Annotated in this window: 15 protein-coding genes; 3 read left to right on the top strand and 12 right to left on the bottom strand. The window is 67.8% G+C overall.

Annotation, left to right across the window (positions count from 1 at the left end; translation table 11 throughout):
• The first annotated feature begins 35 nt into the window (after positions 1 to 35).
• From ACIA49_RS04460 to ACIA49_RS04450, 3 genes are all read left to right on the top strand, one after another.
• On the top strand, positions 36 to 1232 hold the full coding sequence (locus tag ACIA49_RS04460; protein ID WP_396376033.1) for a winged helix-turn-helix domain-containing protein: 1197 nt from the start codon (positions 36 to 38) through the stop codon (positions 1230 to 1232).
• Positions 1233 to 1416: 184 nt separating this feature from the next.
• Entirely contained in the window at positions 1417 to 4347 is a 2931-nt protein-coding gene (secA, locus tag ACIA49_RS04455) for a preprotein translocase subunit SecA (protein ID WP_396375686.1), read from the top strand.
• Between the two features lie 96 nt (positions 4348 to 4443).
• Positions 4444 to 5400: an NAD(P)H-dependent flavin oxidoreductase gene (locus tag ACIA49_RS04450; RefSeq protein ID WP_396375685.1), complete on the top strand. Its 957-nt coding sequence runs from the start codon at positions 4444 to 4446 to the stop codon at positions 5398 to 5400.
• On the opposite strand, the gene ACIA49_RS04445 is transcribed toward ACIA49_RS04450, so the two are convergent.
• The 12 genes from ACIA49_RS04445 to ACIA49_RS04390 all read right to left on the bottom strand — a co-directional run bounded on the left by ACIA49_RS04445 (position 5364) and on the right by ACIA49_RS04390 (position 17221).
• On the bottom strand, positions 5364 to 6665 hold the full coding sequence (locus ACIA49_RS04445) for an alpha-glucosidase/alpha-galactosidase (protein ID WP_396375684.1): 1302 nt from the start codon (positions 6663 to 6665) through the stop codon (positions 5364 to 5366). The two genes, ACIA49_RS04450 and ACIA49_RS04445, sit on opposite strands and share 37 nt — an antisense overlap.
• Positions 6662 to 7588, bottom strand: a complete 927-nt coding sequence (locus ACIA49_RS04440) for a carbohydrate kinase family protein (protein WP_396375683.1) — start codon at positions 7586 to 7588, stop codon at positions 6662 to 6664. The genes ACIA49_RS04445 and ACIA49_RS04440 overlap by 4 nt, the downstream gene beginning before the upstream one ends.
• A 5-nt stretch (positions 7589 to 7593) precedes the next feature.
• Positions 7594 to 8406 (bottom strand): carbohydrate ABC transporter permease, encoded by an 813-nt coding sequence (locus ACIA49_RS04435; protein WP_396375682.1) that lies wholly within the window; start codon positions 8404 to 8406, stop codon positions 7594 to 7596.
• The gene (locus tag ACIA49_RS04430) at positions 8403 to 9326 is read right to left on the bottom strand and encodes a carbohydrate ABC transporter permease (RefSeq protein WP_396375681.1); all 924 of its coding nucleotides are present in this window, start codon (positions 9324 to 9326) and stop codon (positions 8403 to 8405) included. The genes ACIA49_RS04435 and ACIA49_RS04430 overlap by 4 nt, the downstream gene beginning before the upstream one ends.
• Positions 9326 to 10618 carry an ABC transporter substrate-binding protein gene (locus tag ACIA49_RS04425; protein WP_396375680.1) on the bottom strand — a complete coding sequence of 431 codons (1293 nt, stop codon included), beginning with the start codon at positions 10616 to 10618 and terminating at the stop codon, positions 9326 to 9328. Before ACIA49_RS04425 ends, ACIA49_RS04430 begins: the two co-directional genes overlap by 1 nt.
• Before the next feature lie 36 nt (positions 10619 to 10654).
• Positions 10655 to 11476 (bottom strand): endo alpha-1,4 polygalactosaminidase, encoded by an 822-nt coding sequence (locus tag ACIA49_RS04420; RefSeq protein ID WP_396375679.1) that lies wholly within the window; start codon positions 11474 to 11476, stop codon positions 10655 to 10657.
• A gap of 222 nt (positions 11477 to 11698) precedes the next feature.
• Positions 11699 to 12709, bottom strand: a complete 1011-nt coding sequence (locus ACIA49_RS04415; protein WP_396375677.1) for an aminoglycoside phosphotransferase — start codon at positions 12707 to 12709, stop codon at positions 11699 to 11701.
• Positions 12706 to 13407: a helix-turn-helix domain-containing protein gene (locus ACIA49_RS04410; RefSeq protein WP_396375676.1), complete on the bottom strand. Its 702-nt coding sequence runs from the start codon at positions 13405 to 13407 to the stop codon at positions 12706 to 12708. Before ACIA49_RS04410 ends, ACIA49_RS04415 begins: the two co-directional genes overlap by 4 nt.
• 157 nt (positions 13408 to 13564) lie before the next feature.
• Positions 13565 to 14665: a hypothetical protein gene (locus ACIA49_RS04405; RefSeq protein ID WP_396375675.1), complete on the bottom strand. Its 1101-nt coding sequence runs from the start codon at positions 14663 to 14665 to the stop codon at positions 13565 to 13567.
• A gap of 26 nt (positions 14666 to 14691) precedes the next feature.
• A complete protein-coding gene (locus tag ACIA49_RS04400; RefSeq protein ID WP_396375674.1) occupies positions 14692 to 15675 on the bottom strand; it encodes a VanW family protein in 984 nt (327 codons plus the stop codon).
• A 150-nt stretch (positions 15676 to 15825) separates the two neighbouring features.
• A complete protein-coding gene (locus ACIA49_RS04395; protein ID WP_396375673.1) occupies positions 15826 to 16254 on the bottom strand; it encodes an Rv3235 family protein in 429 nt (142 codons plus the stop codon).
• Between the two features lies 1 nt (position 16255).
• A complete protein-coding gene (locus ACIA49_RS04390; protein ID WP_396375672.1) occupies positions 16256 to 17221 on the bottom strand; it encodes a LysM peptidoglycan-binding domain-containing protein in 966 nt (321 codons plus the stop codon).
• Positions 17222 to 17235 lie beyond the last annotated feature (14 nt).

Genomic DNA, 17235 nt, shown 5'->3' with positions numbered 1-17235 from the left:
GTCCAGGCAGAATCCGTGCCGTGAGTACCCAGGTGATGTCGACGGCCCAAGCCAGGCGGGTGGCGCTGGCTGCCCAGGGGTTCATGGACCCCCGTCCGAAGGGCGTTCCCGACGCTCGGGCGCTGGGTCGGGTGCTGAGCCGGATCGGGCTGATCCAGATCGACTCGGTGAATGTGCTGAGCCGCGCGCAGTACCTGCCGCTGTATTCACGGCTCGGCCCGTATCCCCGGACTCTGCTCGACAAGGCGTCCGGCAAGTCGCCGCGGCGGCTGGTGGAGTACTGGGCGCACGAGGCGTCGCTGATCCCGGTCGAGACGCATCCGCTGATGCGGTGGCGGATGGCGCGCGCGACCACCGAGGCGTGGGGCGGTCCGCGGTCGATCGCTCAGGAGCGTCCGGATCTGGTCAAACAGGTGCTGGCGGATGTCCGGGAGCACGGTCCGCTGACGGCGCGGCAGATCGATGACGACGTGGAGCGGTCGAAGGAGAACTGGGGCTGGAACTGGTCGGACGTGAAACGGGCACTGGAGTTCCTGTTCTTCGCCGGCGAGGTCACCGTCGCTCGGCGGAACCAGCAGTTCGAGCGGGAGTACGACGTACCGGAGCGTGTTCTGCCGCGCGAGGTCGTTGACACCCCGACGCCGACGCTGGACGAGGCGCACCGTGGGCTCGTGTCGATCGCTGCGCGGGCGCATGGGGTGGCGACCGCACAATGCCTCAGGGACTACTTCCGTACGTCGCCCGCTCCGACCGCGCAGGCGATTGCGGAGCTGGTGGAGGAGGGGGAGCTGCTGCCGGTTCAGATCGAGGGGTGGAAGCGCCCGGCGTACCTGCACCGGGACGCGCGGCTGCCGCGGCGGGTGAACACGCGGGCGCTGGTCAGCCCGTTCGACTCGCTGGTGTTCGAGCGGACCCGGACCGAGGTCCTGTTCGGCTTCCACTACCGGATCGAGATCTACGTCCCGGCCGAGAAACGCATCCACGGGTACTACGTGCTGCCGTTCCTGCTCGGGGACAAGCTGGTGGCCCGGGTCGATCTGAAGGCGGACCGGGCGGCCGGCGTCCTGCTGGTCCAGTCGGCGCACTCCGAGCCGAAGGCGCCTGCCGAGACCGCCGCGGAGCTGGCTGCCGAGCTCGTCCAGCTGGCCGGCTGGCTGGGTCTGGACCAGGTCCGGATGGCCGGTGGCGGTGACCTCGCGCCAGCGCTCAGTGACGCCCTGCGAGGTTCCTGACGGGGCAACGGGAACTTTCGGGCACGCCTGAGCGTGGGTGTGTTACAGGTCAGGGCACGCTGCGGGCGTGGCTTGGCACACTCCGCCCCGTACGATGGGGGGCGCACGCCGTTCCAGCGGGCCGTGCCCGACTGTATCGATCGGCCGCAACCAGGCGACAGCAGCAAGGAGAGAACTCCCCACCATGAAGGTGATCGACAAGGTCCTGCGGATCGGCGAAGGCAAGATCCTGCGTCAGCTCCAGGGCATCGCGAAAGTGGTCAACTCCATCGAGGACGACTTCGTCAACATGACGGACGAGGAGTTGCGGGGTCAGACCGCGGAGTTCAAGGAACGCCACCAGAACGGCGAGTCACTCGACGCGCTGCTCCCGGAGGCCTTCGCCGTGGTCCGGGAGGCCGCCAAGCGGACCCTGCACCAGCGCCACTACGACGTCCAGATCATGGGCGGCGCCGCGCTGCACCTGGGCAACATCGCCGAGATGAAGACCGGTGAGGGCAAGACGCTGGTCGGCACCCTGCCGACGTACCTGAACGCGCTGTCCGGCCGCGGCGTGCACGTGGTCACGGTGAACGACTACCTGGCCAAGTACCAGGCGGAGTGGATGGGCCGGGTGTACCACTTCCTCGGCCTCGACTACGGCGTGATCCTCCCGGACATGTCGCCGGCCGAGCGCCGGGTGGCCTACTCCAAGGACATCACCTATGGCACGAACAACGAGTTCGGCTTCGACTACCTGCGCGACAACATGGCCTCCAGCATCGAGGACTGCGTCCAGCGCGAGCACAACTACGCGATCGTGGACGAGGTGGACTCGATCCTGGTCGACGAGGCCCGGACCCCGCTGATCATCTCCGGACCGGCCGAGGACTCCCAGCGCTGGTACGTCGAGATGGCCAAGATCGCCGGCGTGCTGAAGCCGCGGGTCGCCGACGACAAGATCCCCGAGGAGCAGCGCCCGGTCGCCGACTACGAGGTCGACGAGAAGAAGCGCACCGTGGCCATCCTCGAGCGCGGCATCGAGAAGGTCGAGGACCGGCTCGGCATCGACAACCTGTACGAGTCGGCCAACACCCCGCTGATCAGCTACCTGAACAACGCGCTGAAGGCCAAGGACCTGTTCCGCAAGGACAAGGACTACGTGGTCGTCGACAACGAGGTGCTGATCGTCGACGAGCACACCGGCCGCACGCTGCACGGCCGTCGCTACAACGAGGGTCTGCACCAGGCGATCGAGGCCAAGGAGAACGTCGAGATCAAGGAGGAGTACCAGACCCTCGCGACGATCACGCTGCAGAACTACTTCCGCCTCTACGACAAGCTGGCCGGCATGACCGGTACGGCGATGACGGAGGCGGCCGAGTTCTCCAAGGTCTACAAGCTCGGCGTCGTCCCGATCCCGACCAACAAGCCGATGATCCGGGTCGAGGAGCGGGACCTGATCTACCGCACCGAGGACGCCAAGTTCGAGGCCGTCGTCAAGGACATCGTCGAGGTGCACGAGACCGGGCAGCCGATCCTGGTCGGTACGACCAGCGTCGAGAAGTCCGAGCGGCTGTCCGCGCAGCTCCGCAAGGAGAACATCGCGCACGAGGTGCTGAACGCGAAGCAGCACGCGCGCGAGGCCGCGATCGTCGCCGAGGCGGGCCGCAAGGGCGCCGTCACGGTGGCCACCAACATGGCTGGCCGTGGTACCGACATCATCCTCGGCGGCAACCCCGAGCACCTGGCCGACAAGGACCTGCGGGCCCGCGGGATCGACCCGGCCGAGTTCCCGGAGCAGTACGAGGAGGAGTACCCGAAGGTTCTCGAGCAGTTCGAGAAGCAGGTCAAGGACGAGCAGGTCGAGGTCCGCGAGGCCGGCGGTCTGTACGTGCTGGGCACCGAGCGGCACGAGTCCCGCCGGATCGACAACCAGCTGCGCGGTCGCGCCGGCCGGCAGGGCGACCCGGGCAAGTCCCGGTTCTACCTGTCCCTCGAGGACGACCTGATGCGCCTGTTCAAGCGCGAGATGGTCGACTGGGCGATGTCGCGCAACGACGACGACAGCCAGCCGCTGGAGAACAAGATCGTCACCAAGGCGATCGCGTCGGCGCAGTCCCAGGTCGAGTCGCAGAACTTCGAGACCCGGAAGAACATCCTCAAGTACGACGACGTGATGAACCGCCAGCGGCACGTCGTGTACGACGAGCGCCGCCGCGTGCTCGAGGGTGCCGACCTGCGCGAGCAGGTCTCGGACATGCTCGAGGAGACCGTCACCGGGTACGTCCAGGGCGCCACCGCCGACGGCTTCGCCGAGGACTGGGACCTGGACGCGCTGTTCACCGCGATGAAGACGCTGTACTCGACCGAGCTGACCGAGGAGGAGCTGATCGAGGAGGCCGGCGGCGACAAGTCCGGCCTGACCCAGGACTTCCTGGTCGAGCGCTTCATCGGTGACGCCCACGAGGCCTACGAGCGCCGCGAGGAGCTGCTCGGCGAGGACGCGATGCGTGAGCTCGAGCGTCGCGTCGTACTGAGCGTCCTCGACCGCAAGTGGCGCGAGCACCTCTACGAGATGGACTACCTGCGCGAGGGCATCGGCCTGCGCGCGATGGCGCAGCGCGACCCGCTGGTCGAGTACCAGCGCGAGGGCTACGACATGTTCGCCGCGATGATGGAGTCGATCAAGGAAGAGTCGGTCGCCTTCATCTTCAACGTCGAGGTCGACATCGAGGCCATGCGCGCCGAGATGGAGTCCGCCGCCCAGGCCGAGGCCGCGGGCGTCAACCTCGACCTCAACGGCGCCGGCCTCGAAGGCCGCCGCGTCGAGGACATCCTCACCCCCGGTGCCCCGGTGGCGGAGTTCCCCGGCCGCGTCCAGGACGAGGAGCGCCCGCGCGACACCCCGCGCCTGCGCGCCAAGGGCCTCACCGGCGACAAGAAGCCCCAACGCCTCACCTACTCGGCGCCGACGATCGACGGCGACGACGAGGTCTCCGTGATGGGCGACGCAGTCGACGAGGGCTCCCTCATGTACGCCGGTACGCCGCGCAACGTCGCATGCCCCTGTGGATCCGGCAAGAAGTACAAGCGCTGTCACGGCGACGCCGCCTCAGACGCCTACAAGTTCTAAGCACCAACCGAAAGGCCGGTCCCCGAGCGGGGCCGGCCTTTCGTCGTTGTGGTGTGGGACATGGCGGCGGGGAGGGTGATGTGGTGCGCTAGCGGTATGTGGCTGCAGGAGAAGTTCGGACTGACAGTTCCGGTGATCGGCGCACCGATGGCCAACGTGACCGGAGGCAGGCTCACCGCCGCGATTTCGGCGGCTGGCGGGCTCGGCATGCTTGGCGCTGGCTCCGCCGTTACCGCCGACTGGATCCGCACCGAGGGCGCGATCGCGGCTGCCGGAGGCAAGCCGTACGGCGTCGGCCTGATGGCGTGGTCGGTCGACGAGCGCCCAGAGCACCTCGAAGCGGTGCTGGAGCTCAAGCCTGCCCTCGTCTCGCTCAGCTTCGGCAACTACGCCCCGTACGTCGCCCCGCTGCAAGCCGCCGGCATCGCGGTCGCCACCCAAGCCGGCACCGTCGCGGACGCCCGCGAGGCGATCGACGCCAACGTGGACATCATCGTCGCCCGCGGAGCTGAAGCAGGCGGCCACGGTCGCAACGCCGTCGGCACGCTGCCACTCCTCCAGGCGATCCTCGACCTGACCGACCGCCCGGTACTCGCGGGCGGCGGCATCTCCGGTGCACGCGGGCTGGCCGCCGTACTAGCTGCAGGTGCCGCCGGCGGCTGGATCGGTACGGCGTTCATCACCTGCGTCGAAGGCCTCACCAAGGAAGCAATCGCCCAGCGCGTGATCGAGGCCGACGAAACCGACACCGTCTACGGCACCGTCTTCGACGCAGCATCGAGGGCAGGGTGGCCCGACGAGTTCGGCGGCCGCGCGCTCCGCAACGCCTACTTCGACCAGTGGGAAGGCCGCGAGCAAGAACTCAAGACCGACGAAACCGCCCACACCGAGTACGTCGAAGGCACGAAGGCCGCCGACACCACCCGCGCTTCGGTCTACGCCGGCCAAGGTGTCGGCGCGATCACCGGAAGGCCGACAGCCGCCGAGGTCCTCGACGGCTTCGCGACCTACCGAACCTACCTGAGCGCAGCCCTCAACGGCGGCGCCAAGTAGTTGCTGTGAGCATCGACCAGCTCATCGCACAGCGCCCAGATCTGTTCCACCGGTAGCGCCGCCGCGGTCGCCGGGTCGGCCATCACTGCCTGCCGGATCGACCGCGGATCCTCCTCGATCGCCGCCCGCACCACTAGCTCAGCCACATTCAAGTACGACCGGTTCAAGGCAGCCAACTGAGCAGGCAACGCGCCAACCGCCGTCGGCTGCACGCCCAAACTGTCAACCAGGCAAGGCACTTCGACCACAGCGCCAGCTGGCAGGTTGCTGATCAGCCCGGTGTTCGGCACGTTCCCGTAGATCGTCCGTGGTGTCCCGGTGACGATGCTGTGGATCACCTGCGGCGCGTACTCCATCGTCCCCTCGACGGCCAACGGCGTACCGGCCTTCAGCGCATCGCGAGTCCTCTCGTACGCCGCCAGGTTCTCCTCGACGATCCCGAGGTAATCACCCACCGGCAGCCGCAGCCGCTCAATCTCGGATTCATGCTGGAGATACCACGGCACATACTCGGACGAGTGCTCACTCGTCTCGGTCGGATAGAACCCGAGACGCTTGTACATATCCACCCGCACGCGCCGAAGCAGCTCCGGATCCGCATCGATGGCAGCGTCCAGTCGGTCGTACAGATTCACACCCTGGTGCTCGAACCGCAGCACCCACGCCTGGTGGTTCACCCCGGCCGCGAGGTAGCTGACCTCGTCGAACGGTACGCCGATCAACGCCGACAGATCGTGGATCGTCCAGTACACCGAGTGGCACAGCCCGACAACCTTCCGCAGACCCAGCGCCTGCAGGTACCAGACGTTCATCACCATCGGGTTCGTGTAGTTGAGCAGCCACGCATCCGGGCAGACCTCGGCGATATCGGCAGCCAACGCCTTCAGCACCGGGAACGTCCGCAGCGCCCGGAACACCCCACCGACTCCGAGGGTGTCCCCGATCGTCTGCCGCACGCCGTACCGGGCCGGGATCTCGAAGTCGATGCGCGTCGCCGCGTTCATTCCGACCTGGACGATGTTGATCACGAAGTCGGCGCCCTCGAGCGCCGCCTGCCGATCGAGGTGTGCGGTGATCTGCGGCGTCACGCCACGCTCACGAGCGATGTACGCCGCCGCTCCGGCCGCCGTGTCGAGCCGCTCCGGATCGATGTCGTGCAAGGCGATGTGCACCGGCCCGAGGTCGAGCGCGAACAGGTCCGCCAGCAGTCCCTGCGTGAACACCACACTGCCGGCGCCTACGAAAGCAATCTTCGTCAGAGTCATGCGGTCACGCTCCCCAGCGCTAGATCCCAATCGGCCTGGGCGGCGGTGCCCCCAGCGGCGCGCGTCGACAACGAACCGCAGGCGGCGGCGATCGTCAATGCGCGTACCCGGCTGAATCCGTTCAGCCGGGCGGCCACGAACCCGGCGTCGAAACTGTCGCCGGCCCCGACCGCATCCACCGGCGTCACCTTCAACGCGGGCGCGCTCACCACCTTGCTGCCGTCATGCGCGAGCGCACCGGCCGCGCCATCCTTCACGACAACAAGCGGACCACGCCGAGCCAAGATGCCGGCGGCGTCCTGCGTCGACGGATGCCCGGTCAGCGACTGGGCCTCGGAAGCGTTCGGCAGGAAGTAGTCGGTCACGCGCAGCACCGGGTCGAGGATCATCCGATCCCAACGTCCCGACGGATCGTCGTTCGGGTCCAGCGACGTGGTCGCCTTCGACGCCTTGGCCTCCTTGAACAACCCAGCAATTCCCGCGGCCAGTTCAGGCATCAGGTAGAACGACGATGCATGCACATGCCGTACCGATCGCAACAAAGCAGTCGGTACGTCGTTCGCGCTGGTGACCGGGAGACAACCGGGTGACGTGATCATCGCGCGATCGTCACCCGACGTCAGGACCGTGGTGAGTGCCGTCGGCAACGAAGGGTCCACGGTCATCGCGGACACATCCACTCCGCGCTCGGCGAGCGCCGTACGGACGAAGTTGCCGGCGGCATCGTCGCCGACGCGCCCGGCGAAGGCGACGCGCAGCCCGAGCCGGGCCGCACCACACGCCATGATCGCGGCTGAACCGCCGAGCAGCAAGGCGCCTGAGGGAACCAGGCGTTCGCGTTGGCCGAAGAGGATCGGTTGCTCAACGGGTCCGACGACCACGTCGGGATTCGCGTCGCCGATCACCAAGAGGTCATATGTCATCAGAGTCAGCCTTTGAGTCCGGTAGAAGCCAGCGAGCGGATGAACGCCTTCTGGGCAAGGAGGAACCCGAGTAGCACCGGCAGCACGGTGATGACGTTGCCCGCCATCACAGCGGCCCACTGGGTGTGATGCTGGCCTTGGAAGGTGGTCAGTCCGAGCTGAAGGGTGTAGTTGGAGTCGCTGTTGATCGCGATCAGCGGCCAGGTCAGGTCGTTCCACGTGCTCAGAAAAGTCAGTACGGCGACGGTACTCAGCGCGGGCCGAGCCAGCGGCAGCACGATCGACACCAGGATCCGCAGCCGCCCGCAGCCGTCGATCCAGGCTGCCTCCTCGAGCTCCCGCGGCAGGCTGACGAAGAACTGGCGGAACAGGAAGACCGCCAGCGGCGTCACCAGCGAGGGGATGATCAGCGCACCGAGGGTGTCGATCAGGCCGAGGCTCTTCATCACCAGGAAGGTCGGGATCATCGTCAGCTGGAACGGGATCACCATCGTGGCCAGCATCAGCCCGAGGACGACCTTCGACCCGGTGAACCGGATCCGCGCGAACGCGTACCCGCCGAGCGTGCCGAAGACCAGGTTCGCCGTCACCGCGACCGCCGAGACGATCATCGAGTTCACGAACCATCGCGGGAACAGCGCGTTGCCGAGGACGTACCGGTAGCCGCCGAGATCGATATGTGAAGGGATCAGCGCCGGCGGAAAGCGGTTGATCTCCGCGTTGCTCATCACAGAGCTGACCAGCAGCCACAACAGTGGCAGCGCGAACAGCAACGCCATCGGCGCCAGCACCAGATGCCAGGCACTCGGCCGCTTCATCGGGCTGCCCTCCGCCGCGAGATCTGCAGACCGATGCCGACCACCAGCAAGGCAACGGCCAGCGCGTACGCCGCCGCTGCGCTGTAGCCGGCGGTGAAGTTCTTGAACGCCTTCTCCCAGATGAAGTAGACGATCACCGTCGTCGATCCGAGCGGCCCGCCTTTGGTGGTGACGAAGACGAGGTCGAACAGCTGCAACGCGCCGATCGTCTGGAACAGCAACAGGAACACGGTCACCGGTGACAGCGCCGGCAGGATGACATGCCGCAGTACGCCGAACCGTCCCGCACCGTCGATCCGCGCGGCCTCGACCAGCTCGGCCGAAACCCCTTGCAGGCCGGCCAGGTAGACGATCACGCAGAACCCCGTACCGCTCCAGAGCGAGATCACGACGAGTAGCGGCAACGCCTGACCGGGATCACTGAAGAAGCCCTGGGTCGGCAGCCCGACCTTGTGCAGCAGGGAGTTCGCGACCCCGAACTCGGGATCGAGCACGAACGAGAACAGCACGCCCTGGGCCGCCGCGGAGACCACGAACGGCACGAAGACGAGCGTCCGGTAGAGCCCGATGAACTTGATCTTCCGGTCCAGCGCGATCGCGATCGCGAGACCGCCCACCACACTCAGCGGCACATAGAGCACGGTGTAGATGAGGGTGTGCTTGACCGCCGCGCCGAAGGTGGGGTCCGCGATCAGCGCCTTGTAGTTGGCCAGCCCGACCCATTCGCTCGGCGACACCAGGTCGTTCACCTGGAACGACAGCAGCAACGACCATACGACCGGTACGACGCTGAGCCCGAGGATGATCACCACCGACGGGCTGACGAACGCCCACCCGGTCGCACCTTCGCCGCGCATCCGGCGCTTGGCGGCCTTCTTCGCCCGTGGATCGAGCGTGAACGTTCCGACGACGCTGGCCATCAGTTCGGCACCGCCAGTACGGCGTTCGATGCGTCGACGGCCTGCTTGATCGCGTCCTCCGGGCTCTTCTTGCCGAGCAGGACCGACACGATCGCCTCGCCGAGGAACTGCGAGATCTTCGGGTACGCCGTGATGGTGGGACGCACCCGAGCCGAGTCCAGCGCGTCGACGAACACCTTGAGCCCGGCCGTCTCGGTCGCGTGCTTCGTCCAGGCCGGGGTCGCGGCGGTTCCCTTGCTGAGCGGCAGACTCCCGCCCTGCACATCCCACTTGATGTCCTGCTGCGGCTGGATCAGCCAGTTCACGAACTCACTCGCGGCCTTGACCTTGGCCTTGCCGTTGTCGAAGACCGTCCAGGTGTCCGGCCCCGAGATCGTCACCGGCTTCCCCGAGTACGACGGGAGCGGGACGACGCCGTACTCGAGTCCCTTGGCGGCGAGGTCGGGGAGCTGCCAGGGGCCGGTGGCAACCATTCCCATCCGCCCGCCCAGGAACACCTGGTAGAGCTGCTCGCTGCCAGGCTTGGGGTCGACGTACAGGGACTTGTTCGTGCGCAGGCGGTCGAGGGTGCCGAGTGCTTGGGCGCCGACCTGATCGAACGCGACCTTCTTGCCGTCGGCGGACGCGACGTCGCCACCGAGGTCCCAGATCATCGGCCAGAGCCGCCAGACCGTGTCCTCGTCGCCGACGCCCGGCCACCCGGTACCGAAGACACCCTTGCCTGGGTTGGTCAGCGCTTTCGCCGTACCGATGAAGTCGTCCCAGGTCCAGCCCGGTTTGGGTGCTGGCAGTCCGGCAGCGGCGAACAGTTTCTTGTTGTAGACAAGGCAGAGTGAATCGAGCAAGGCGGGCGCAGCCCGGACCTTGTCCTTCACGGTGACGGCCTCGCGGGCGGCCGGCCAGTAGTCGTCGAGGTGCAGAGTGCCGGACAGGTCGGCGACCTTCGGGCTGCGGGTCAGGCTGGCGAGGTCCGACCCGAAGACATACGCGATATCCGGGTAGGACCCCGCCGCCAGACCGGCGGTGACCTTCTGCAGCATGCTGTCCGCCGTGACCCCGCCGCCACCGCCGTTCACCCGGATCGCCGGGTGCGTGCGGTTGAACTCGTTGATCAGGGCATCGATCGCGGCTTTGCCGGTGTCGACCTGGCCGTGCCAGAGCTCGACCTCGACGACGCCGCCGGCGGCCTGATCGTCGTTCTTGCCACAGGACGCGAGGGCACCGGTGGCGGTGACGGCCGCGGCGGCGCGCAGGACGCCGCGGCGGGACAGGACAGGACCATGCTGAGACATAGCGGTCTCCAGTAACGGGGGGAAATGAGGGGGGTGTCAGCAGGTCTTGCGGACGTAGCCGGAGGACCCCGGCGTCGAGACGTCCACGTCGCGCTGCACGATCGTGAGCTTGGTTCCGTACGCCGAACAGGCCTTCGTGCGGCCGGCGTTCGTGTACTCGATCACGATCACGTTGTTGCCGAAGGCAGCGACATAGTCACCGCACTCGTCGTACTGACCGCACTCCTCGGCGACCGCGAAGTCGAGGCCGACCGAGGTCCGCGAACCGGCCAGGTCGACGGTGTTCTTCTGTGCGATGGCGAGGTTCTTGCCGTGGGCATGCGTTGCCAGCAACGTCAGGTAGGCCTTGGCCTGCGTGGTGGTGAGCAGACCCTTGGACCGCTCGTAGCTGTCGTAGTTGTCGGGTTCGATCGCCTTGTAGCCCTTGGCCGCGCAGTCGTCGATCCAGCCGTTCACCTTGGCGGCGACCCGGGTGCGCTTGTCGGCGGTGCGCAGGTCGAGCAGCGGCTCGCCCCAGTCCTCGTCGATGACGAGGTTGCCCTTGGCATCGCGCAGCAGCAGGTCGGAGGCCCAGGAGCCCTGCTCGCCCGGCTGTACCTGGAACGCGTTGACGTAACAGATGTTGTAGAGCCCGGCCGCGGGGGAGGCGGTCCGGTCCCGGGTGACGACCTGGACGCCGGCCGGCGGTGTGTAGGCCCCGCCGATCTGGTAGTCGAACTTCGCGTGGGTGGGCGGCAGCGTCGCGGCCGCCTCGGCTTCGGGGCTGAGGTTGAGGGCGGAGTAGACGGCGGTCACCGCGAGGGCGGAGGCCAGAGTGGCCAGGAGCACGCGGTGGATGACTGAGCGAGATTCGGACACGATTGCTCCATCGGTCCCGGGGACGCTACCCCGCCTCGGGTGGGCCACAGTCCTGGCCGCCCTGGCGCCTGAAAACCGGACTCCGGATCATCGATCCGCTACCGGCTGGGTGCGTCACTGCCGACCAAGTTAAGCCAGAGTGCCCGCCCGCCGTCAAGGGATCGAATGCAAAAGAGTGCGCGGAAGTCTCCACAGATTGCGGTATTGCGCAAAGGTTCGGATTCAGCTGAGGGCTTCACCGCACCAGTTGGCGACGAAGGCGAGGGCCTGGCCGCGCTGGTGGTACAGGTGCCGGCTGTCTGCTGCCTGGTGGTAGGCCTGATGGGTTTCGAGTGAGGCGCGGCCGAGGAGGTGCGGCAGTAGCCACGCGTACTTGACGCCGGACGCCAGCACAGCCCGCCGTACGACGTCGCTGTCGCCGCGCCAGCCCGCTTCGTCGAGCCCGGCGAGGTAGCCGGTCAGGCAGGTGTCGGCCAGTTCGGCGTGCTGCTCAGCCGGCCAGAACAGGTCGAAGACGGCGTCCGGGATGTGGTTGCCGATGTCCTCGCCGCGGGCACCGTCGCCGGTGAAGGCCCAGTCCAGTAAGGCGAATTCGCCAGTGGGGCGCTGGATGATGTTGGAGACCCACAGGTCGAGATGACACCGCGCACGCGGCGCAGTCTCCACCAGGCGCAGCAGCTCCTCCCGGTGGGCCAGCAGCTCGCGCCAAGCTGCCTGCAGACCTGTCGGCCACGTCTCTGCGATCAACGGCTGCCGCCATGCGTCGTCATCGTCCACCAGGTCCCACGGCACCACACGCGTCGTCGAGTAGTCCCGCAGGAACCCGCGCGACGTCCACTCCCGGTCCTGACCTGGCCGCGCTTGCCACCGCCCACAGGCCCGCGCCAGCTCCCCATGCTCCGCCAGCCCGAAGTCCGTCCCAGCCAGGCCAGTGACATCCTCCATCACCAACTCCGCCCCGCCGTCGTCCTCAATCACCTCAGCGCCTGGCAACACCAGTCCAGCAGCCGCGAGCTCCGAGCGCAGCTCGTCGTCGCGGTAGACCTCGACCTCGCGCCGCCAGTAGTTCCAGTGCCGCGGATCGACCGAGGCCGCCCACGGATCCGCACTCACCTCTACCGGCCGTCGAAGCCGCTTCCGGACAACAGTCCGCCCGTCGGCAGAGGTCAGGCGCTCTACCGTCTCCGTTACCGCGTTCAGTGGATTGTGCCGAAGGACCTCAGGAACCGTCACCGCAACAGTGTCGTCGGTGGGACCCCGGTCAGCGCCTTCACCTCGCGGCTCAGATGCGCCTGGTCCGCGTACCCGCTCACCACAGCTACCTCCGCCAGTCCCTGGCCGGTGCGAGCCCGGTCCAGCGCCGCGTTCATCCGCAGCACCCGGTCCAGCGTCTTCGCGCCGTACCCGAAGGCTCCCAAGCACCGCCGATGCAGCTGCCGCTCAGACAAGCCGAGCGCCCGAGCCAGACCCACCATCCCACCCGGAGTGCGCAGCGTGTCGGAGCGGACGCGGCGAAAGACCTCCTGAGCCAGGCGATCCGCCGGTGCGTCCAGCAGCTCGGCCACAGCTCGATCTAGCCCTCCAGCCGGATCGGCCGCGGCTCTGACCCGGTCGAACAGCTTGCGGCTCCTGCTCCGCGACCACAGCTCACTCAAGGGCACCCGGTCGTTCAGAAGCGCATGAGCCGGTACGCCGAGGAACGTCGGCGCATCACCCGGCGCGAACCGTAATCCGACGTACCGGCCGCCGGCCGCCGAGGTGCCGGTCCACGCACGGGAGTCCGGGCCGGCAACCACCAGGTCGTCGTCCATCAGCAGCAGGTCCATGCAGCCGTCCGGCAGGATCAGGTAGTCCCCGCCCGGCGCGGTCCGCGTCCACACCGTGGCTCCAGGCAGCAGTGCGGGACGTTCCCGGTAGGCCTCGACAGTCACCCCACCAGTCTGCAACCACCCACCGACATTCCGGGTGGCGGACCTCCATCACCGTCCAACCTTGCGCGGCACGTCTGGGCGCACGCTCAGGGCGCCCTCCCAACAGCGTGAGAGCGAAGTTAGTGGGTGATGCAGGTCCGCCCCACCGACAGTCCGGCTACTGGTCGGGGGTGGTCCACAGCCCGTCGGTGAACATGGTGGCGCGCAGGTAGCCCGGGAGGTTGGGCTCGCTGGGGGAGCCGTAGTTGGTGATGATCTCGACGCGCCAGCCGGCGACGTACGCCGTGTGCGACTCGCCATCGGTGTGTTTGGTGAGCCAGTTCTGGACCTCGGCTGTACCGGGGCCCTGCACGACTTCGAAGGCCGTCTTGATGACGCCGGCGAAGGCGTCGTAGTTGCCCTGCTCGGTGGCGTCCTTCGACGTGTCGGCGACCGAGACCAAGAGGTAGGAGATGCCGCCTGAGCCGATGCCGCTGGTGCGGACCGCGAGGTCACCCTTGTGGTTGTTGTAGCCGGTGAAGGTGCTCTTGCAGTCTTCCTTGGCGTCATCGCAGGTGAAGCCCTTGCCTTCAAGGGCGGTGGCGACCTCACTCGAGGTGGTGGTCGCGTTGAGCGTCGGCGGGAGCAGCGGCGACGTACCGGACTTGCCGGCGACGAACCGCGTGATGCTGCCGGTGCCAGCGTTGTAACTGCCCCAGCTGCCGTCGAACTTGCCGCGGTCAGTTCCCACCGCTTGGTTCACCGCGTCCTGGTCAGCCGCGAACACCACTCCGGCCGTCGCCGCGATCAGCGGCTTGAGTGCGGCCGCCTTGTCCGACTGGGCGTTGATCGCCGTCACGGCGCCGGTGTCGTCGTACTGGAACCGGATGGCGCTCTGGGTGCGGCCGCGATCGGTCCACTGGAAGCATCCGGCCTGACCGCTGCCCGCGGTGGTGAACCGGGTCGAGCACTCCATCTTCGCTGCGGTCAGCGCGCTGGTGAGTTGCTTCACCTGGCCGCCGTCCGCCGGGGAGCCGATGGTGAGCGGCCGCCGGTCTTCCTGCGACGGTTCGCTGCGCACGAGGCTGTTGACCACGAGGCCGGCGACCACCACCGCCACCACCACGCCGCCGACGATCCCGCCGATCAGCCACGGCGACGGTCCACGCCGCGGGGGAGGCGGCGGGCCGCCGTACTGGAGCGTCTCGTACTGCGGTTGCGGGTACTGCTGGGGCTGCTGCGGGTACTGCTGGCCACCTGGCGGACCGTACGACGACATGAGTCCAAACTTATCGCTTCGCGGTGTCAGTCCATCACGTCGTACACGGTCACGCCCGTCGGCACATATTTGACCAAGGCAACGTTCTCGCGGACGAGTTCCTCGGCGGTGGTCCGTCCGGTCCGGCGGTCGATCACCGATCGCCAGATCTCGTTGCGCCGGAAGTAATCCGTGCCGGCCCGCAGGAACCGCTCGCCCTGGGCGAAGACCCGGTACGACGTCGCGGCCGGTACGTCGGCGAGGATCTCACCCTCGAGGTACCGATCGCTGACCCCGACCCGGAGCTGGAACGTCTGGTCGGTGTCGTTGCGGAACTGCAGGTCCACGTAGTTGTAGACGATGCTGCAGCCGACGCCCCACGGCAGCACGCGGCCGTTGTCCGGGAACGGGTCGAAGCTGTGGGTCGACCGCTGCGTCACCGTCATCGGTGAGTGCAGCACCATCCAGTGCAGCAGGTTCGCGAGCTGGCAGATCCCGCCGCCGATCCCGGGGCGTGCCTGGCCGTTCGACAGCCGCATGCCTTTGAGGTAGCCCTTGCGGCGCGTCGCGTTTCCGACCACCTGGTTGAAGGAGAAGGTCTCTCCCGGCCGGATGATCAGGCCGTCGACCTGCTCGCAGGCGAGCCGCAGGTTGGTCACCTTGTTGTGTTGCATCCACATCTCGGTCTCACCGAGCTGACGCAGCAGCAGCGACTTGTGCCGCTTGACGCGCACAGGCAGGTCAGCAGGCTGCCGCTCCCGTGCGTACGCCGTACTGGCTCGGAGCCACTCGATGCGTTTGCGGGCGCGGTGATAGCGGATCGCCAGCGGGTACAGCGCGGGCACGCGCTCGGACCAGCGGCGCCGTCGCACTCCCGGAGCGACCCGGGCGCGCTCTGCCGCGCTCAGCTCGTCGAGCCCGATTCGCCAGGCGAAGGCCACCTCACCGGGGTCGGCAGGTTCACCGACCGGCATCACCCCAGTGGACGTCGGCCGTGCAACCTGCCCCACCTTGATACTGCTCTCCTGCATTTTCGTTCCCCCGAACGACTTCGGCCTGGCGACCGCCCGGCAACTCTATTGGCGAGCTCCCACCGGTCACATGACGACAACCACACGATCACGTTGCGCTCTAGGGACTCCGTAGGTGCGCAGTTTGTTCGATCGGAACCCGAAGTAATTTCAGCCGACCTCGAGTGCGGTGCACACCCAGCGGTTGCGGCGGACCTCCATCCGCAGGGCGATCGCCCGCGACCGGCCGCCGTGGCGGACGTGTGCCGCGACCTCTGCGACGCCCGAGCTCGGCCGGCAGACCCGCACCGAGCGCAGTGCGCACCGCTCGTGCGTACCGCGACCGTTGGCCGTCGTGGTCAGCCCCAGCAGGCGCACGCGCCGGTTGAGCTCGACGAACACCTCCTCGTCGGTGAACCGGACCAACTGCGCTACCGGACGATCTCCCGCCAAAACTTCCGATACCGCCTGCGCCAGCCGGCCACCCCAGGCCCGTGCCTCCGGCAGACCCGGCCGGGTCACTGCGATGGCCGGTACGACGCCCAGCCGGACGCGCTGTTGCTGAATCGACTCGCTGATCTCCTGGTACGCACTGGTCATGTCACTGCTCCTGCTTCGTGGGCGGCGTGGCCTGAGCCGGGGCTCGCAGTACCTGGCCGGGAAGAATGAGGTTCGGGTCAGTGCCGATCACCTGTCGGTTCGCGGCGTACCAGTGCGGCCACCGCTCGGCGATCTGCTCGTTCGTCGCATGTGGGCCGAGCTCTCGGGCCGCTAGGTCCCAGAGGGTGTCGCCGGCCTTGACCGTCACCTGCACACCACGTCCGGAGTGCAGGTCCGTGTAGCGCGTCGCAGCACCGCTCTCCGGCCGGTCCGGCACCTTGATGTCACCAGTGGCCGCCTGTGCCGGCCGAGCCTTCGGAAGACCAGTCCGTACGGCGTTCCGCGGCGGCAGGTCCTGCACACGCTCCGCACCGGGCTGGACGGTCGACCGCGGTTCGGTAGCGCGCCAGTCGTTGCCGCTGAGCTTGACGGAGGACTGCGGTTCGGTGGAGCGCCAGCCGGTCTGGGGCTCGGCGCCGATCTTGGCCGAGGACTGCGGTTCGGTGGCGCGCCAGGTGTCGCCGGAGAGCTGCACGGTGGAGCGCGGCTCGGTTGCGCGCCACGCGGCGCCGGACTGCGTCGTACCAGACTGTTTCGTAGTGGACTGGGGTGCCGTCCAGGTGTGCGGAGACGCGGCGTGGGCGACGCCGACCGTGAGCGGGGTGACTGCCGCGACGCCGAGGGCGGAGCGGAGCAGGGCGCGGGAGGTGGTCGAGGTGATCCGGGTGGCGACCACACCGGCCGCGGTACCGATCGCACCGGGGAGCTGCTCGAGCGCAGTCGCGAGGACTGCGAGCACCAGCCAGGCGTAGGCGACCCAGGCGACCGCTCCGACGGCGAGCACGGTCAGCGAGTCCAGGTCGTGGGTGTTCATCGCGGTGAGCGTGCCCGTCGTCATCCAGCGCAGCGCCAGCCCGACGCCCACCAAGGCTCCGACCGACAGCAGGCTCTTGACTGCTCGAATCATCCCGTTCACCTCAC

Source organism: Kribbella sp. NPDC051587 (assembly GCF_044453945.1).
In the GTDB taxonomy this organism is placed as follows: domain Bacteria; phylum Actinomycetota; class Actinomycetes; order Propionibacteriales; family Kribbellaceae; genus Kribbella.
The sequence above is the reverse complement of the archived record's forward strand: the minus strand, read 5'-3'. Positions and strand labels throughout refer to the sequence as shown.

Bases quoted from the DNA above. Each gene is read 5' to 3' on its own strand.
- ACIA49_RS04460 (WP_396376033.1), top strand. From the start codon at position 36: ATGTCGACGGCCCAAGCCAGGCGGGTGGCGCTGGCTGCCCAGGGGTTC.
- secA (WP_396375686.1), top strand. From the start codon at position 1,417: ATGAAGGTGATCGACAAGGTCCTGCGGATCGGCGAAGGCAAGATCCTG.
- ACIA49_RS04450 (WP_396375685.1), top strand. From the start codon at position 4,444: ATGTGGCTGCAGGAGAAGTTCGGACTGACAGTTCCGGTGATCGGCGCA.
- ACIA49_RS04445 (WP_396375684.1), bottom strand. From the start codon at position 6,665: ATGACTCTGACGAAGATTGCTTTCGTAGGCGCCGGCAGTGTGGTGTTC.
- ACIA49_RS04440 (WP_396375683.1), bottom strand. From the start codon at position 7,588: ATGACATATGACCTCTTGGTGATCGGCGACGCGAATCCCGACGTGGTC.
- ACIA49_RS04435 (WP_396375682.1), bottom strand. From the start codon at position 8,406: ATGAAGCGGCCGAGTGCCTGGCATCTGGTGCTGGCGCCGATGGCGTTG.
- ACIA49_RS04430 (WP_396375681.1), bottom strand. From the start codon at position 9,326: ATGGCCAGCGTCGTCGGAACGTTCACGCTCGATCCACGGGCGAAGAAG.
- ACIA49_RS04425 (WP_396375680.1), bottom strand. From the start codon at position 10,618: ATGTCTCAGCATGGTCCTGTCCTGTCCCGCCGCGGCGTCCTGCGCGCC.
- ACIA49_RS04405 (WP_396375675.1), bottom strand. From the start codon at position 14,665: ATGTCGTCGTACGGTCCGCCAGGTGGCCAGCAGTACCCGCAGCAGCCC.
- ACIA49_RS04400 (WP_396375674.1), bottom strand. From the start codon at position 15,675: ATGCAGGAGAGCAGTATCAAGGTGGGGCAGGTTGCACGGCCGACGTCC.
- ACIA49_RS04395 (WP_396375673.1), bottom strand. From the start codon at position 16,254: ATGACCAGTGCGTACCAGGAGATCAGCGAGTCGATTCAGCAACAGCGC.
- ACIA49_RS04390 (WP_396375672.1), bottom strand. From the start codon at position 17,221: ATGATTCGAGCAGTCAAGAGCCTGCTGTCGGTCGGAGCCTTGGTGGGC.